Genomic DNA, 15,859 nt, shown 5'->3' with positions numbered 1-15,859 from the left:
GCCCGTTCAGCCTGCTCGGCGGGCTTTGCGCGACTCGTGTCCGGATCGGGCAGCGGCTCAGGCCCAGTCGTCGCCGTCGGACAGCAGGATCATCTGGTGGGCGTCGAGCGACTCTCCCAGCGCGGCGAACTTCTCCGCCGTCCACGCGGGCGGCAGCTTGCCGGACGGGTCGGGATCCTCGCCGTGCTGGAGAAAGAACTCCTCGGCCCCCGCCGGGGTGTAGAAGACCAGCAGCTTGGCCTCCTCCGTGCCGAGGTTCCTGAACCCGTGACGGGTGCCACGCGGGATGTAGACGAAGTCGCCCGGACCGGCGGTGAAGGTGCGGTCACCGTTGATGAACCGGAACTCGCCGGACACCACGTAGAAGGCCTCGTCCTCGGCTCCGTGAGCGTGCGGAAGGTTGCCGAACCCGGGCGCGATCCGGCCTTCCATCAGGCTCAACCGGCCATCGGTCTGGCTCCCCGTGACCTTGACGCGCATGATCTCCTGCCCGCCGTTGAGCAGCTTGACCGCGCCTTCGGTGTCGCGTACCACGAAGCCGTTGGCGGCGGTCCAGATCGGGTCACTCCGGTCAGGCCGCGAGTTGAGCGGATCCATGCCGATCACCCTCCCTTCCGTTCTGGTCGGGCACCGAGGCCCAGTTCGCCGCACCGGCGAGGTCGCCACCGTCGACGACCAGGTCCGCCCCGGTGACGAATCGGGAACCGTCACCGGCGAGGAAGAGCACGGCGCCGGCGATGTCGGCCGGCTGCCCGACGCGCTTGAGGGCGACGTGGGCGGTGTCGAAGTCGGCGCCGTCGGTCAACGGCGTCTCGGTCTGCCCGGGGTGGACGGCGTTGACCCGGATACCGTCCGCGCCGAGCTCCAGGGCGGCGGCCCTGGTGAGCCCGCGGACCGCCCACTTGCTCGTGATGTAACCGGTCATCAGCGGGTAGGCGCGGAACGCGCCGATCGAGCCGACGTTGATGATCGAACCTCCGCCGACCTGCCGCATCGCGGGCGCGACGGCGGCGATGCCGTGGAACAGCCCCATCACGTTCACGTCCAGCACCCGCCGGAACGCCTCCTCGCTCTGCTCCGCGAACGGCGCGATGGCGGCGACGCCCGCGTTGTTGACGAGCACGTCCACCCGCCCGTACGCGCGCTGCGCCTGGGCCACGACCCGCGACCAGGCTCCGGCGTCCCGCACGTCCAGCTCCACGAACCGTGCCCGCTCGCCGAGGGCCGTTGCGAGCTCGCCTCCCTCGGCGACGTGGACGTCGGCGATCACCACTGTCGCGCCTGCGGCGTGCAGCGCCCGTGCCACCCCCGCACCGATTCCCTGTGCCCCGCCGGTGACGATCGCCGTTCGCCCGGCCAACTCCCCTGACATGCCGTGCCTCCCTTGTGCTGGGTTCCGCTCGGCTCACCGTACGAATTTCGTTGAACGCTGGTCAATGAGATTGGAATCACTGAACAGTGTTCAATGAACGGCGTGCAACACTGGCTGTGGGATCGACGCGTAGGTCGACGCGTGAATCGACGGGTGAATCGACGGGTGAGGAGCGCAGGCACGTGACCGGACCGACCACGAAACGCCAGGCCGCCGCCGAGCAGACCCGCCAGCGGCTGCTGGCTGCGGCGATGGAGGAGTTCTCCCGGCGGCCCTACGTCGAGGTGACGGTCGGTGACATCGCCCGCGCCGCCGGTGTGTCCCAAGGGCTGCTCGCTCACCACTTCGACAACAAGTGCGGCGCATACCTGGCCGCGCTACGCGCGGCCCGCCGCGACCTCGGGAGCCTGCCGGCCACCCGCCCGGACCTGCCCCCCGGCGCTCGCATCCGCCTCTACTGGGAAGGTCACTTCACCTACCTGGCGGACCATCCGGACCTGGCGCTCAACCTCGTCCTGTCCGACTCCGGTCCACCCGAAGGCACCGCCGAATTCGAAGCCGCCCGCCGCGAGGGCCTCCACGACCTCTGCCTGATCCTCGGGCTCGACCCCGACAACCCCGCCGTCGCCATGGCGCTACGGGCCTTCGGCGACGGAGTGGACCGGCTCACCGTGGAATGGCTTCGCGCGGGACAACCGTTCAACGTCCCGGTGCTCGTCGAGGCGAGCATCCAACTCCTGGTCGGCGCTGTCCGCGCACTGCCCCTCATGGACGCCGGCATCCGGGTCGACAAGGCCGTCCGCCTGCTCCTCAGGAAGCCGCCAGCCGACCAGGGCCGCTGACCGATGCGAGCAGCGCAAGGTCGTGCTCGATCGTGGAATGAGTGGCCTCCAAGCGGTGACGACACCACTCTTTCCCTGATCGAGCACGACCTTGCTCCCTGATCCGAGCGCGACCCGAGCTGAGATGGGTCGACCCCGCTCCCAGGGCCAAGCCATCTCGTACGCCCAGGGCGGCCGGCGCAGTGACCCGCCGATCAGTGGGTAGATCTTGGAAGAAGTCGGCCCCTGGAGGGGCCATCTGATTCCAAGATCTGTGTCTGCCTCTACCACTCGTCCGCTGCTCTGAGTGGGGGCTCGGTGGCGGAGGCGGTGCCTGCGGGGCGTGGCGTGGCGTCGTGGGCCCGGGTTTGTTCCGCCGCCCGGCCTTCCGCCGGCCGGCAGGTGGCGGAGGCGGCGTCGATGACGTTGCGGGCGGCGGTCGCCACCCGACACTCCGGCACCCGGCACACCCGGCACACCCGGCAGCGGCCGTCCGGCCCGGCCCGATGATCCCGCAGCACCGCCCTGGCGGTCAGGATCAGCCGGTTGCGGATCTGCGCCAGCGACAGGAACGGCCCGGTCATCCTCAGGTCACCCCGACGGCGACGGCGAGCTGGACGATCGTGGCCGGGGCGTGCGGGTCGCGGGCGATCTGGGCGAGCACCTCCCGGGCGGCCGGGCGGTGGCGTACCTCTGCGGGTGCCAGCCGGTCCGCGTCGAGCAGCACCCGACCCGCGCGGGCCGGGTCGTCGGCCCAGGCGTAGGCGCGGGCCGCGTCGACCAGGTGCGCCGCGCGGTGCTCCACCGGCAGCCACCGCCAGCCGTCCCGCCGGGTCGTCCGCTCGTGCCAGGCGACCGCCTCGCCCGCGTCGCCCAGGTCGAGGGCTGCGGCGGCGCGGGCCAGGTCGACGGCCGTCGGCCCGAACGCCGTACGGTGATGATCGTGGCCGTCGCCTACCCGGGCGGCCATGCCGGCGGCCTCGTCGAGCAGCTCGTCGACGGCGCGGTCGTCGCCCCGGCGGGCCGCCGACAGGGCCCCCTGCACCAGCAGCGTCCCACACAACGACAACGCCCCGGGGGCACCCTCCGCCGGATCGTCCGGCGCGATCCGGTACGCCGCAGCCAGCACCGCCGACTGCGCCGCCCGCGCCCGCCCCGCCGCGCGGAACACCTGGCCGAGCTGCACCGCGGCGGCGGCCACCAGCACGGGATCGCCGGTCGCGGCGGCCATCGCCCGGTCCGCCGCCAGCCAGCCCAGCTCCACCTCGCCGAGCTTCACCAGCACCGACGCGGCGAGCCGGTACCCCTCCACCACCAGCGGCCGGCCCCACCCCGGATCGTCGGCGGCGGCCCGCTGCACGCCCGCCAGCAGGCCCGGCACGCTGGCGACGGCCTGCGGATAGCGGGCATGCTGAAACGTCACCCACGCGTGCTCGACGTCCCGGGCCAACCGGTCCGCCGGCACGGCACCGTCGCGGGTCGACGGCCGACCCAGAGCGATCTCGTACGTCGACAGGGCCTCCCGGATCCGCTCCACCCCCTCGACCCGCTCGGCCGTGGCGGCGGGCCGGGCGTCCCGGCCGAGCAGCACGGCGGTGTCGATCCGCAGCACGGCGGCGATGTCCCGCAACGTCGACACCTTGTCCAGCGACCGCACACCCCGCTCGACCTTGTCCACCCAGGACTTCGACCTGCCGAGCCGATCGGCGAACACCTGCTGCGACAGTCTCCGCCGCCCCCGCCAGTACGCCACCCGCCGGCCCACCGGCAGCAGCTCAGGGCTGTTCACGCTGCCACCGCCGGTCCGGCTTCGCCCGGGTGCTCTCCTCGGCCGGTATCCGCTCCGCCTCGGCCTGGGCGAGGATCCGCTGCCGGGCGGCCTCCCGCTCGGCCGCCTGGATCTGCTCGCCCCGGTCCTCGTGCTGGGGCTTGCGCCGCGCCGTCACGACCAGCGCCCCGCGCGGTCGCCCCCGGCGAGGGCCGGCAGCGGCCGTTCCGGCAGGTAGGGCACCCGCGCCACGCCGACGGCCCGGCACGCCGCCGGCCGGTCCGGGGCTGTCCTCGGAGGACAGCGGCAGTCGGGCGGGTTCGCGCGGCGGCGCTCGAAGGGCCAGAGCCGGCGCAGCAGACCGGGGCGCGTCGGGTTCTTCGCATGCCGAGCCATGAGTCCTCCCGAAAGTGCTTCTGGTTCCTTAAATTAGGAGTCCAGAAAAGTAGGCTAGCTATCCGATCCTGATTTGGGAACTCACGGCGTGTCGCCGGATTGGCGGCGGCAGGGGCGGGATACTCGCCGCATGGTCACCCCGACGATCCAGCGGCGTCGCCTCGGCAACGCCCTCAAGCGCGCCCGCGAGGCGGCAGGCAAGACGCAGGAAGAGGCCGCCGAGATCATCGACTCGGCGTCGAGCAAGGTGAGCCGGCTGGAGTTGGGTCAGTCCGGCATCCGGCTGACCGACCTGAAGCTGCTGCTCGACTTCTACGGGGTGACCGGCGAGGAAGCCGAGCCGCTGCGGGAACTCGCCCGCGCCGGACGGCAGCGGGGTCGGTGGAGCGGCTACCGCAACGTCGTGCCGGACTGGTTCCGGCAGTATCTCGACCTGGAGGCGGACGCGGCGGAGATCCGCTGGTACCAGTCCGAGGTCATCCCCGGCATCCTCCAGACCGAGCCCTACATCCGGGCGATCATCGAAGGGGACGACGTAGAGCAGCAGACCGCAGTGCGCCTCGAACGACAAAAGGTCATCGAACGCCCGGACGGGCCGGAGCTGAACTTCATCCTCAGCGAGTCGGCGCTGCGGCGAGATCTCGGCGACCGGGCGGCGATGCGGGAGCAGTTGTCCCATATTGCCGCTGTCGCCAGCCGTCCCAACGTGACGATCCAGGTCTTTCCGCTGGATGCCGAGACGTATGTGACATCCTCGTACAACTTCATCATCCTCCGGTTCGGGGAGGAGGTCGCCTCGGACGTCGTCTACCTGGAGACGTTCACGGACGCGGATTACCTCGACAGCCCCGAGGCGCTCCGGTCCTACAATCGGCTCTGGGGCCGTCTCCAGGCTGCGGCCCTGGGGCCGGCGGAGTCCCGGAAACTCATCCGGCGGATCGCCGACGAGATGAAGTAGAGGCTGACATGTCGAACCCGGACCTCACCGGCGCGGTGTGGCGCAAGTCCACCCGCAGCGACTCCAATGGCGGCGCGTGCGTCGAGGTGGCGGACCTCCGCGACGGGGTGGCCGTCCGCGACAGCAAGGACAAGTCCGGCCCGACGCTGGCCTTCGACGCCCACGGCTGGCGAGCGTTCGTCGACTCCCTCAAGAGCAACTAGCGCCGCTGCTCGCACCAGCAAAGCAGCAACGTGCCCCGGCTCCCTTCTCCGGAGTCGGGGCACGTCCTTTCCTCAGTCGCCACCAGGCCCGGCGCCGGGCATGTGGGGCAACACTGGGCGCGTCAGAACGCCGCCCTGGCTGGCATCGCGCGAGCCGCGCCGGACCACGGGGTCTCCCGATGCCCCCTGCCCCTGCCCTCCCGCCCTCTCGGTTCAGGTGGGTTCCCGGGTCTCTGCGCGTTGTTGGCGGAGTTGTTCGAGGACGGTGGTGTCGGCTTCGAGGTCGGGGTGGCCGACCTGCCGTTCGAGTTCGACGACGTGTTCGAGCTGCTGGATCGCCTGGTCGAGGTCACCTTCTGCTTGGTGGACCATCGCGATGTTGTACCGCGTGACGGCTTCGCCGGCCCGGTCGCCGACGTCCCGCCGGATGGGGAGGGATTGGTGGTAGTGGTCGAGGGCCCGCTGCCAGTCGCCCAGGCTGGTGTACACGCTGCCGATGTTGTTGAGGGTGGTGGCTTCGCCGGCGCGGTCGCCGACTTCGCGGGTGATGGGGAGGGCTTGGTGGTAGTGGTCGAGGGCCCGCTGCCAGTCGCCCAGGCTGTCGTACACGTGGCCGATGTTGTTGAGGGTGGTGGCTTCGCCGGCGCGGTTGCCGACTTCGCGGGTGATGGGGAGGGCTTGGTGGTAGTGGTCGAGGGCCCGCTGCCAGTCGCCCAGGCTGTCGTACACGCTGCCGATGTTGTTGAGAGCGGCGGCTTCGCCGGCGCGGTTGCCGACTTCGCGGGTGATGGGGAGGGCTTGGTGGAAGTGGTGGAGTGCCTTTTGTCGGTCGCCTAGCCCCTCGTACACGCTGCCGATGTTGTTGAGGGTGGTGGCTTCGCCGGCGCGGTCGCCGACTTCTCGTCGGATGGGGAGGGCTTGGTGGTAGTGGTCGAGGGCCCGCTGCCAGTCGCCCAGGTTGTCGTACACGCTGCCGATGTTGTTGAGAGCGGCGGCTTCGCCGGCGCGGTTGCCGACTTCGCGGGTGATGGGGAGGGCTTGGTGGAAGTGGTGGAGTGCCTTTTGTCGGTCGCCTAGCCGGTTGTACACGTGGCCGATGTTGTTGAGGGTGGTGGCTTCGCCGGCGCGGTTGCCGACTTCGCGGGTGATGGGGAGGGCTTGGTGGTAGTGGTCGAGGGCCCGCTGCCAGTCGCCCAGGCTGTCGTACACGTGGCCGATGTTGTTGAGGGTGGTGGCTTCGCCGGCGCGGTTGCCGACTTCGCGGGTGATGGGGAGGGCTTGGTGGAAGTGGTGGAGGGCCTGTTGTCGGTCGCCTAGCCCGTCGTACACGCTGCCGATGTTGTTGAGGGTGGTGGCTTCGCCGGCGCGGTCGCCGACTTCCCGTTGGATGAGGAGGGATTGGTGGTAGTGGTCGAGTGCCCGCTGTCGATCCCCCAGCCGGTTGTACACGTGGCCGATGTTGTTGAGGGTGGTGGCTTCGCCGGCGCGGTTGCCGACTTCGCGGGTGATGGGGAGGGCTTGGTGGAAGTGGTGGAGGGCCTGTTGTCGGTCGCCTAGCCCGTTGTGCACGCTGCCGATGCTGCTGAGGGTGGCAGCTTCGTTGCCCCGGTCGCGGGCCTGCTCATACCTGGTCAGGGCCTCGTGGTAGTCCTCCAGCGCCAGCCAGGGCCGACCGGTCGCCGACCGCGCCCAACCCCGCTGGTAAAAGGCGCTGGCGATCGGTCCCAGGGTCAGGGTCGTGGTGGCCATGGCCTCCACGGCGGCGAACCGCGACGTACGCAACCACACCCGGCACACCCGGTCACCGACGTGCCGGGCGATCTCCGCCTGCCGGCCGGCGACAGCGAGCCGATGCACCTCCACGTATCGGGCGACGGTTGGCGTTCCAGCGAGGGTGAGAGGACGTGATCGTGAGGTTTCTGGGTCTTCCATGCCCCGAGCCACCCCTTCGTTCTGCGGGCCGTGGCAGCACCGGCGTGGGGCGGGTGCACCGGTCGTCAAGTTTCTTGCCACGACTGCCGGCGCGCGGCTGGTGAGTCGGAAACTCGTCACCTGAGCCGGCTTCTCCGGCCGGGCCCGGGATCCGAATGAAACGTACAGTGACCGCCATGGCACGCCGTCGATCACCTGGCCGGGGTCATGGTGCCGGCGGGCAGAACTGAACCGGCCCAACATCGAGCTTCAGGTGCTTCCCTTCAGTGAGGGGTGGCACGCGGGTGCCGTGGACTCGCTCTCCATCCTGGAGTTTCTCGACGGCATCCATAGCCCGATCGTGTACGTGGTGAGCCAGGCGGGAGACGCCTATCTCGCACGCGAGGATGACTTGCAGCGCGTCATAGCTGATCGGTGTGTGGCGAGCCGTGGTTGGTTCTGGCACGGCGGGGTTGCGAACCTCCGGAGCTGCGTTCGGCGATGGCACCAGCAGCGGGGTAAGGAGAGTGCATGGTCGGGAGATTTCCGCCTGACGTCGAGCGGGCGTTGCAGCGCGCCGGGTGGCGCTCGGGGCGGCGAGTGGAGACGGCGCGATGGCGAGCGGAACTGGTTGGGCTCGACATGCACCCGGCAGCAGAGGCATTCCTCGGCGAGTTCGGCGAGCTCGTCGTCGATGTTGATGGACCGGGACGGACGGCGGCGCGCGTCCCGTTCGAGCTGAATCCGTCGCTTTGCGTCGGTGAGGAGGATCGGTTCCTGGAGTGGAGTGATGAGACCGGGCGGTCGCTCTACCCGTTGGGCGAGTTGGACCAGGGTCGGTTCCTCCTCGGGATGGACGAGCGGGGCGTGATTCTCCTGGTCGAGACCTGGGTTGCCGTTTTCGGGCCAGGCGACCAGGGCCTGATTGCCTTGTGCGAGGGAACGATGCCCACACAGCTCCGAGTGGCCGGCCCGCTCCACCGAGGTTCTGCCTGAACACGGCCTAGCGCCACTGGTCGCACTAGCGGGGCAGGGAAGCGCCCCGGCTTCCACCTTCCTCCGAGCCGGGGCGCTTTCGCTTGGGCGTCTCGCGTGTCCGGGCCGTCCAGAGAACGACAGGTGTGGAGCTGCCTCGCGTTGTCATACGGCGCTGGCATCATCACCTGCGAGCGGCCCCGGGATGCCGGTCACGCTGGCGACAGCTATCCGAAGGAGACGTCGTGTCCGACTGGGACGACCTGCTTGGTCACGCGTTCGGGCTGCTGCTCGGCCGGCCGTTGGCGGAGTTCGACGCGGCGGAGACGTACGCGGTCTTCTACTACGACGACGAGACCGCCGGCGAGGCGCTCGAAGACCTTGACCCCGGCGAACTCGTGGCCGCCGTCGACGGGAGGTCAGGCGACCAGGGCGGCGACGGGCTCTATCCGGACCGCTGGGTGCCCGACCTGGCCAGGTCGGCGTTCGTCGCCACGGAGGTGCGGCCCGCCGCGCTCCAGCCGCTGCTGACCGTCACGACGGACGACGACCGGGCCATGGTGTGGGGCAGGGACATCGGCAGGGCGCTACAGGCCGGCTCGCTGAGTCTCGACGAGCTCAGCCCCGACGGCTACCGGCTGTTTCCCCACCTGCTCCTGCGGCCACGGACGGACGGCTCGCTGCTAGGCCGTGTTTCGTAGCGGTCGACGGCGTGGCGGTGGTCGCTAATGGGAGAGGTCTCCGGTAGTTGGTTCAGCGACCAAGCTAGAACTTCACACCGGAGACCTCGTGCCGAGCGTAGCGGCAGCGAGGCGACATGACCTGACCGACGTGCAGTGGGCGGTACTCGAGCCGTTGCTGCCTGCGGGAACGGGTCATGCTCGGCCGCGCAGATGGACCATGAGACTGATCATCGACGGGATCCGGTGGCGGGTCCGGACCGGGTCACCGTGGCGGGACGTCCCCTTGCCCTACCCGCCGTGGCAGACCCTGTACCGGTGGTTTCGACGCTGGCAGCGTGACGGCGTCTGGTCTCAGATTCTCACCTCGTTACAGGCCAGCGCGGACGCGGCGGGGTTGATCGGCTGGACGGTGAGCGTGGACTCGACCATCAGCCGCGCCCATCACCACGCCGCTGGGGCCCGCCGCGACGGTCAGGCGCAGAAAGAGCCCCCCGGTGGTGTGCAGGCCGAGCCGTCCGATCACGGGCTCGGCCGGTCGAGGGGCGGCTGGACCACCAAGACCCATCTGGCCTGCGAACAAGGCCGCAAACTGATGGCCGTGGTGGTGACCGCCGGACAACGCGGCGACAGCCCACAGTTCATCCCCGTGCTGGCCAGGCTCCGCGTCCCCCGCGCCGGTGGCGGCCGGCCACGGACCCGCCCCGACATGGTGCTGGCCGACAAGGCATACACGTCCAAGGCCAACCGCTCCCACCTGCGATCCCGCAGCATCCGCGCGTGCATCCCGAGCAAGACCGACCAGGACGCGCACCGCAAAGCCAAAGGCTCCAAAGGCGGACGTCCGCCCGCCTTCGACCCCGACCTCTACCGCCTGCGTCACGCCGTGGAGTGCGGCATCAACCAGCTCAAACAACACCGCGCCATAGCCACCAGGTACGACAAACTCGCCGTGCGCTACGAAGCCACCCTCACCATCGCCGCCATCAACCAATGGCTCCGAGCCCTACGAAACACGGCCTAGACGCGATGCGGGCAGCGACGTGGACGATGAGCGCTCCGGACGGCCTCTCCGACATCGGCGAGAGCCTTGTGCGGGATGGATACGTCACGTCCGAGGTGGGCCTGGTTGACCCTCGCTGGGAATCGGCCCTGGACCAGGTCGGCGACGATGCGCTACGACGGCATCTCCGTGGGCTGTGCCTCGATGCTCACTGGGCACGGATGGCCGGGGCGTACTATCTCGGCCCCGGTGAATGCCCAGCCGATCTCGGGCCGATCGCCGCCTTGCCGGGCAGCAAGGTGATCGCCGGCTGGGAGTTCGGTGAGGGCCAAGGCTCCATGGTCGTCTTGGGCCTTTCCCTACCTTGAATCCCGGCTCAGGTGGGTTCCTGGGTCGCCGCGTGTTCTCTGCGGAAGTGTTCGAGGATGGCAGTGTCGTCTTCGAGGTTGGGGTGGTCGACCTGCCGTTCGAGTTCGACGATGTGTTCGAATTCCTGGACTGCCTGGTCGAGGTCACCGCCCGCGTGGTGGATCATCGCGATGTTGTACCGGGTGTGGATCTCGCCGGCGCTGTTGCCGACTTCCCGATGGATGGGGAGGGCGTGGCGGTAGTGGTCGAGGGCTTCCTGCCGATCTCCTAGCGCATGGCAGGCGTTGCCGATGTTGGTGAGGGTGATGGCTTCGCCGATGCGGTCGCCGACTTCCCGCCGGATGGGGAGGGCCTGGTGGTAGTGGTCGAGCGCCTTCTGTCGGTCTCCCAGCCCGTCGTATGCGTTGCCGATGTTGTTGAGGGCGATGGCTTCGCCCGCGCGGTCGCCGACTTCCCGTGCGACGGGGAGGGCCTGGTGGTAGTGGTCGAGGGCCCGCTGTCGGTCCCCTAGCCTGTGGTATGCGTTGCCGATGTTGTTGAGGGTGATGGCTTCGCCGGCCCGGTCACCAACCTCCCGCCGGATGGGGAGGGCCTGGTGGTAGTGGTCGAGGGCCCGCTGTTGGTCTCCCCGCCCGCCGTACACGTTGCCGATGTTGGTGAGGGTGGCGGCTTCGCCGGCGCGGTCGCCGACCTCCCGCTGGATGGCAAGGGCTTGGTGGTAGTGGTCGAGGGCGCGCTGCCAGTCTCTCAGCCCGTCGTACGCGTGGCCGATGCTGTTGAGGGTGGTGGCTTCGCCGGCGCGGTCGCCGACCTTCCGCTGGATGGCAAGGGCCTGGTGGTAGTGGTCGAGGGCCCGCTGTTGGTCTCCCCGCCCGCCGTACACGTTGCCGATGTTGGTGAGGGTTACGGCTTCGCCGGCGCGGTCGCCGACTTCCCGCTGGATGGGGAGGGCCTGGTGGTAGTGACCGAGGGCCTTCTGCCAGTCTCCCCGCCCGCCGTACACGGCGCCGATGTTGGTGAGGGTGCCGCCTACGCCGGCGCGGTTGCCGACTTCCCGCAGCAGGGGGAGGGCCTGGTGGTAGTGGTCGAGGGCCTTCTGTCGGTCGCCCAGCCCGTGGTAGGTGTGGCCGATGTTGTTGAGGGTGGCGGCCTCGCCGGCGCGGTTGCTGGCCTGCTGGTGTAGGGCCAGGGCCTGCTGATAGTCCTCCAACGCCAGCCAGGGCCGACCGGTTGCCGCTCGGGCCCAACCCCGATCGTAGAAGGCGTTGACGTCCGGGCCCAGGGTCAGGGTCGCGGTCGCCATGGCCTCTACGGCGGCGAACCGCGAGATGCCCAGCCACACCTGACACACCCGCGTGCCGATGCTGCGGGCGATCTCCGACTCCCGACCGGCGACGGCGAGCCGGTGCACCTCCGCGTGCCGGGCGATGGTCGTTGTCGCAGCGGGGGCGAGGGGACGTGATCGTGTGGGTTCTGGGTCTTCCATGCCCCGGGCCACCCCTTCGTTCTGCGGGCCGTGGCAGCACCGGCGTGGGGCGGGTGCGTCGGTCGTCAAGTCTCTTGCTACGACTGCCGGCGCGCGGTTGGTGAGTCGGAAACTCGTCACCTGAGCCGGCTTCTCCGGCCGGGCCCGGGATCCGAATGAAACGTACAGTGACCGCCATGGTCCGCCGTCGATCACCTGGCCTGGGGCGTGGTGCCGGCGGGCAGAACTGAATCGGCCACCGCGACGGGGATGGGCAGATGAGCGCCTTCGAGCTGGAGGTCTTCGCGCAGACCTCCAACTACTACGAGCTTCGCCTGTCCGCCGACGGCGGGCCGCCCCGCACGCGGGGCCTGGACCGGGCCGTGGTCGACGAGCTGATCGCGCTGGTGCGGCGCGACTACAGCACCGACGCTGCCGCGCGGAAGGCGTACGGCGCGACCCGGCTGGCCGAGCTGGGGGCGCGGCTGGCGGAGTTCCTCGACGGTGACCAGCGGTGGCTGGCCCCGATGCTGGCCGATCCCGCCGGGTCGGTGCTGCGGATCACCGCTGAGCAGCGGCTGCGGCACCTGCCCTGGGAGCTGCTCGCCTGGGAGGGCGCGTTCCTGACGGTGGCCGGGCGGGCGCCGCTGTTGCCGGTGCGGGCGGTCGGCACCCACGCGGCGTTGACCGGTGCGGTCGCGCCGGGCAACCGGCCGTTGCGGGTGCTGTTCATGGCGACGTCGCCGGAGGGCGTCGAGCCGGTGCTCAACTTCGAGGCCGAGGAGGCCGCGATCCTGGCGGCGACGCGGCGCACGGGCACGGATCTGGTGGTGGAGGAGAGCGGCACCCTGGAGGGGCTGCGGTTCCTGACCCGCGACTACGGGCCCGATTACTTCGACGTGCTGCACCTGAGTGGGCACGCCACCACTGCCGGTGGGGAGCCGGTGTTCGTGGTGGAGGACGAGTTCGGCGGGGTCGCCAGGGCGACGGCCGACCAGCTCGCCCAGGCGATGCAGGGGCACTGGCCGAGGCTGGTGTTCGTCTCCGGCTGCCTGACCGCCGACGCCCCCGACGGCGGGGTGTTCCCGTCGATGAGCGAGAGCCTGGTGCAGGCCGGTGCCCCGGCGGTGCTGGGCTGGGCGCTGCCGGTCGGGGACGTCTCGGCCACCGACTTCGCCGCCGCCCTCTACCGGGCGCTGGCCGACGGCCAGCCGCTGGACCAGGCCGTCGTCGAGGCCCGCCGTCACCTGTTCCACGACAAGAAGAGCAGGTACTGGCATCTGCTCCGGGTCTACGCCGACCGGTCCCCGCTGGCACCCATGGTCACGCCGCTGCACACCAAGGGTCGCAAACGCTTGCAGGTGCGCCCCGCCGACCAGCAGTTCCTGGACCCGCAGACCCAACTGTCCCGGGTGGCGTCCCGCGCCGAGTTCGTCGGCCGACGTCGCGTCATCCAACGCTGCCTGCGGGTCCTGCGGCAGCCCGCCGACACCCCGGGCGCGGCGCAGGGCCTGCTGCTGGCCGGGATGGGCGGGCTCGGCAAGAGCAGCCTCGCCTCCCGGCTCCTGGAGCGCATGCCCACCCACCAGCGCGCCGTCTGGTTCGGCCGGGTCGACGCCATCAAGTTCCGCGAGCTGACCAGCAAGATCCGCTTCGACAGCGTCGACGAGACCATCGAGGCCAACAAGCTCCTCGACAACGAGCAGCTCCCGCTTCCGATCCGGCTGCGGCACCTGCTCGACGAAGACGGGCCGCTCGGCCGGACGCCCTGCCTGTTCGTGTTCGACGACTTCGAGGCCGGCAACCTCGACACCCGCGCCGACGGCAGCCGGGTGCTCGCCCCGGCGATGGCCGAGATCCTGCCCGCCCTGCTCACCGCCATCCGCGACACCGGTAGCCCGAGCCGCGTCATCATCACCAGCCGCTACCGCTTCCCCGCCCCGGCCGGCACCACCCTCGCCGTCGAGGCCCTGGAGACGCTCACCCCCGTCGAGCAGGACAAGAAGGTCGCGAACCTGGCCAACCTGCGCCCCGAGTCCACGATCGACCTCACGATCCGCGACCGGGCGATCGAGGCGGCAGCGGGCAACCCCCGCCTGCTCGACTGGCTCGACCGGATCGTCGGCGATCCCGCGCTCGACGTTGACGGGCTGCTCACCGCCATCGAGAACGAGGCCGACCGGTTCCGCCGGGAGACGGTCCTGGCCGACAACTTGCTCGACTCCCAGCCCGTCGACCTTCGCCGCATGCTCGCCAGGGTCAACGTCGTCGAGCTGCCCGTGCCCGCCGCCACCGTCCACGCCCTGCACCAGCACCCCGACGCCGGCCAACACATTCAGCGGGCCGTCGAACTCGGCCTGCTCGAAGAGGGCACCGACCCGGAAACCCGCCAGCCCCGCTACTACGTCTCCAACGTCCTGCATCCCCTCGTCCGCCCCCTGCTCACCGATGACGAATACACCGATGCGTGCGCCGCCGCAGCCCGGTCCCTCTACCAGCTCTGGGTCCTCGACCCCGCCGCCTCCGATGGCCACTGAATCGGCGGGCCTTCCGCGGTGGGTGGAGGTGCATCGGCTCGCCGTCACCGGTCGGCAGGCGGCGATCGCCCGAGACGTCGGTGACCGGGTGTGCCAGGTGTGGTTGCGTACGTCTCGGTTCGCCGCCGTGGAGGCCATGGCCACCGCGACCCTGACCCTGGGACCGATCGCCAGCGCCCTTTACCAGCGGGGTTGGGCGCGGTCGTCGACCGGTCGGCCCTGGCTGGCGCTGGAGGACTTTCAGCAGGCCCTGGCCATCTACCAGCAGGCCGGCGACCGGGGCAACGAAGCCGCCACCCTCAACAACATCGGCTACGTGCACGACAGGTTGGGGGAGCGGCAGCGGGCCCTCGACCACTACCACCGGGCCCTGCCCATCACGCGGGAGGTCGGCTACCGGGCCGGCGAGGCCGCCACCCTCAACAACATCGGCCTCGCGTACGACGGGTTGGGGGACCGGCAGCGGGCCCTCGACCACTACCACCGGGCCCTGCCCGTCGTGCGGGAGGTCGGTGACCGGGCCGGCGAAGCCACCACCCTCAACAACATCGGCAGTGTGTACGACGGGTTGGGGGACCGGCAGCGGGCTCTCGACCATTTCCACCGGGCCCTGCCCATCCTGCGGGAGGTCGGTGACCGGGCCGGCGAAGCCACCACCCTCCACAACATCGGCAGCGTGCACGACAGCTTGGGAGACCGGCAGCGGGCCCTCGACCACTACCACCGGGCCCTGCCCATTTTGCGGGAGGTCGGCGACCGGGCCAGCGAAGCCACCACCCTCAACAACATCGGCCTCGTGTACGACGGGTTGGAGGACCGGCAGCGAGCGCTGGACCACTACCACCGGGCCCTGCCCATCCGGCGGGAGGTGGGCGACCGGGTAGGCGAAGCCGTCACGCGGCTCAACATTGCGATGGTCCACTGGGCGAAGGGGGACCTCGACCAGGCGATCCAGGAGCTCGAACACGTCGTCGACCTGGAGCGGCAGGTCGACCACCCCAGCCTCGAAGACCACACCGCCTTCCTCGAACAACTCCGCCGGCAACGCGCCGAAGACCGCCGATCGGAACCGCCACCTACGGGGTCGTGATGCCCATCTCGCCGAGGACGTGGGCCGGATGCTCCTGACGCGGCGTCGCGTTCGGCCCCGTAACCCCGAGGGATCGCGCTGGGCGCGCCTTAGCTGGTGCCGGTTCGCCTGTTCACCTGGCCGCTGGATGCTTGACCCTTCTTATAGATGGAATCTAAACTTTCGATCTGTTATCGCTAACAGTGGCGTCAGTCGATGAGAGCCGACGGGTCATTGACGCCGGGGGTCAAGGGCAGTCCCCATGGCGACGCTGGAGGGCGGTGCCGACCGGTCCGGGCAGGACCGGGGCACGCGCGTATCACCACCACCAG

17 protein-coding genes are annotated in these 15,859 nt (G+C 70.2%); 9 read left to right on the top strand and 8 right to left on the bottom strand.

Going from position 1 to position 15,859, the window contains the following annotated elements; genetic code table 11:
- Positions 1 to 57: 57 nt before the first annotated feature.
- Together O7633_RS18330 and O7633_RS18325 are read right to left on the bottom strand one after the other, a co-directional pair.
- A complete protein-coding gene (locus O7633_RS18330; RefSeq protein ID WP_282323291.1) occupies positions 58 to 597 on the bottom strand; it encodes a cupin domain-containing protein in 540 nt (179 codons plus the stop codon).
- Complete coding sequence (locus tag O7633_RS18325; RefSeq protein ID WP_282323290.1) at positions 572 to 1,372, bottom strand: glucose 1-dehydrogenase; 801 nt, start codon at positions 1,370 to 1,372, stop codon at positions 572 to 574. Before O7633_RS18325 ends, O7633_RS18330 begins: the two co-directional genes overlap by 26 nt.
- A 182-nt stretch (positions 1,373 to 1,554) precedes the next feature.
- On the opposite strand from O7633_RS18325, the gene O7633_RS18320 reads away from it, so the two are divergent.
- Positions 1,555 to 2,214, top strand: coding sequence for a TetR/AcrR family transcriptional regulator (locus O7633_RS18320; RefSeq protein WP_278130280.1), 660 nt, complete (start codon positions 1,555 to 1,557; stop codon positions 2,212 to 2,214).
- A gap of 263 nt (positions 2,215 to 2,477) precedes the next feature.
- On the opposite strand, the gene O7633_RS18315 is transcribed toward O7633_RS18320, so the two are convergent.
- From O7633_RS18315 to O7633_RS18300, 4 genes are read right to left on the bottom strand one after another with little or no spacing between them, the layout of a single operon-like run.
- Entirely contained in the window at positions 2,478 to 2,777 is a 300-nt protein-coding gene (locus O7633_RS18315; RefSeq protein ID WP_282323289.1) for a hypothetical protein, read from the bottom strand.
- A gap of 2 nt (positions 2,778 to 2,779) precedes the next feature.
- Positions 2,780 to 3,982, bottom strand: coding sequence for a helix-turn-helix domain-containing protein (locus O7633_RS18310; RefSeq protein WP_282323288.1), 1,203 nt, complete (start codon positions 3,980 to 3,982; stop codon positions 2,780 to 2,782).
- Positions 3,969 to 4,139 (bottom strand): hypothetical protein, encoded by a 171-nt coding sequence (locus O7633_RS18305; protein WP_176735024.1) that lies wholly within the window; start codon positions 4,137 to 4,139, stop codon positions 3,969 to 3,971. The genes O7633_RS18310 and O7633_RS18305 overlap by 14 nt, the downstream gene beginning before the upstream one ends.
- Positions 4,136 to 4,357, bottom strand: a complete 222-nt coding sequence (locus O7633_RS18300; protein ID WP_282323285.1) for a hypothetical protein — start codon at positions 4,355 to 4,357, stop codon at positions 4,136 to 4,138. Before O7633_RS18300 ends, O7633_RS18305 begins: the two co-directional genes overlap by 4 nt.
- Positions 4,358 to 4,487: 130 nt before the next feature.
- Between O7633_RS18300 and O7633_RS18295 the strand changes: the two genes are divergently transcribed.
- Together O7633_RS18295 and O7633_RS18290 are read left to right on the top strand one after the other, a co-directional pair.
- Positions 4,488 to 5,315, top strand: a complete 828-nt coding sequence (locus O7633_RS18295) for a helix-turn-helix transcriptional regulator (RefSeq protein WP_282323284.1) — start codon at positions 4,488 to 4,490, stop codon at positions 5,313 to 5,315.
- Between the two features lie 8 nt (positions 5,316 to 5,323).
- The gene (locus O7633_RS18290) at positions 5,324 to 5,518 is read left to right on the top strand and encodes a DUF397 domain-containing protein (RefSeq protein ID WP_077935251.1); all 195 of its coding nucleotides are present in this window, start codon (positions 5,324 to 5,326) and stop codon (positions 5,516 to 5,518) included.
- A gap of 213 nt (positions 5,519 to 5,731) precedes the next feature.
- Here the strand turns inward: O7633_RS18290 and O7633_RS18285 are convergent, their stop codons facing one another.
- Positions 5,732 to 7,450 carry a tetratricopeptide repeat protein gene (locus tag O7633_RS18285; RefSeq protein WP_282323282.1) on the bottom strand — a complete coding sequence of 573 codons (1,719 nt, stop codon included), beginning with the start codon at positions 7,448 to 7,450 and terminating at the stop codon, positions 5,732 to 5,734.
- Positions 7,451 to 7,960: 510 nt separating this feature from the next.
- On the opposite strand from O7633_RS18285, the gene O7633_RS18280 reads away from it, so the two are divergent.
- From O7633_RS18280 to O7633_RS18265, 4 genes are all read left to right on the top strand, one after another.
- Positions 7,961 to 8,425 carry an SUKH-3 domain-containing protein gene (locus O7633_RS18280; protein ID WP_282323281.1) on the top strand — a complete coding sequence of 155 codons (465 nt, stop codon included), beginning with the start codon at positions 7,961 to 7,963 and terminating at the stop codon, positions 8,423 to 8,425.
- Between the two features lie 224 nt (positions 8,426 to 8,649).
- Positions 8,650 to 9,105, top strand: coding sequence for a hypothetical protein (locus O7633_RS18275; RefSeq protein WP_282323280.1), 456 nt, complete (start codon positions 8,650 to 8,652; stop codon positions 9,103 to 9,105).
- An 88-nt stretch (positions 9,106 to 9,193) separates the two neighbouring features.
- Positions 9,194 to 10,108 carry an IS5 family transposase gene (locus O7633_RS18270; RefSeq protein WP_282323279.1) on the top strand — a complete coding sequence of 305 codons (915 nt, stop codon included), beginning with the start codon at positions 9,194 to 9,196 and terminating at the stop codon, positions 10,106 to 10,108.
- Between the two features lie 26 nt (positions 10,109 to 10,134).
- Positions 10,135 to 10,455, top strand: a complete 321-nt coding sequence (locus O7633_RS18265) for a hypothetical protein (protein WP_282323277.1) — start codon at positions 10,135 to 10,137, stop codon at positions 10,453 to 10,455.
- 8 nt (positions 10,456 to 10,463) lie between these two features.
- Here the strand turns inward: O7633_RS18265 and O7633_RS18260 are convergent, their stop codons facing one another.
- Positions 10,464 to 11,942, bottom strand: coding sequence for a tetratricopeptide repeat protein (locus O7633_RS18260; RefSeq protein ID WP_282323276.1), 1,479 nt, complete (start codon positions 11,940 to 11,942; stop codon positions 10,464 to 10,466).
- A 257-nt stretch (positions 11,943 to 12,199) separates the two neighbouring features.
- Between O7633_RS18260 and O7633_RS18255 the strand changes: the two genes are divergently transcribed.
- Together O7633_RS18255 and O7633_RS18250 are read left to right on the top strand one after the other, a co-directional pair.
- The gene (locus tag O7633_RS18255; protein ID WP_282323275.1) at positions 12,200 to 14,458 is read left to right on the top strand and encodes a CHAT domain-containing protein; all 2,259 of its coding nucleotides are present in this window, start codon (positions 12,200 to 12,202) and stop codon (positions 14,456 to 14,458) included.
- 28 nt (positions 14,459 to 14,486) lie between these two features.
- The gene (locus O7633_RS18250; RefSeq protein ID WP_282323274.1) at positions 14,487 to 15,548 is read left to right on the top strand and encodes a tetratricopeptide repeat protein; all 1,062 of its coding nucleotides are present in this window, start codon (positions 14,487 to 14,489) and stop codon (positions 15,546 to 15,548) included.
- The last annotated feature ends 311 nt before the right edge of the window (positions 15,549 to 15,859 follow it).

The organism is Micromonospora sp. WMMD712 (genome assembly GCF_029581295.1).
Classification (GTDB): domain Bacteria; phylum Actinomycetota; class Actinomycetes; order Mycobacteriales; family Micromonosporaceae; genus Micromonospora; species Micromonospora carbonacea.
This window is presented reverse-complemented; position numbering and strand designations above follow the sequence as displayed.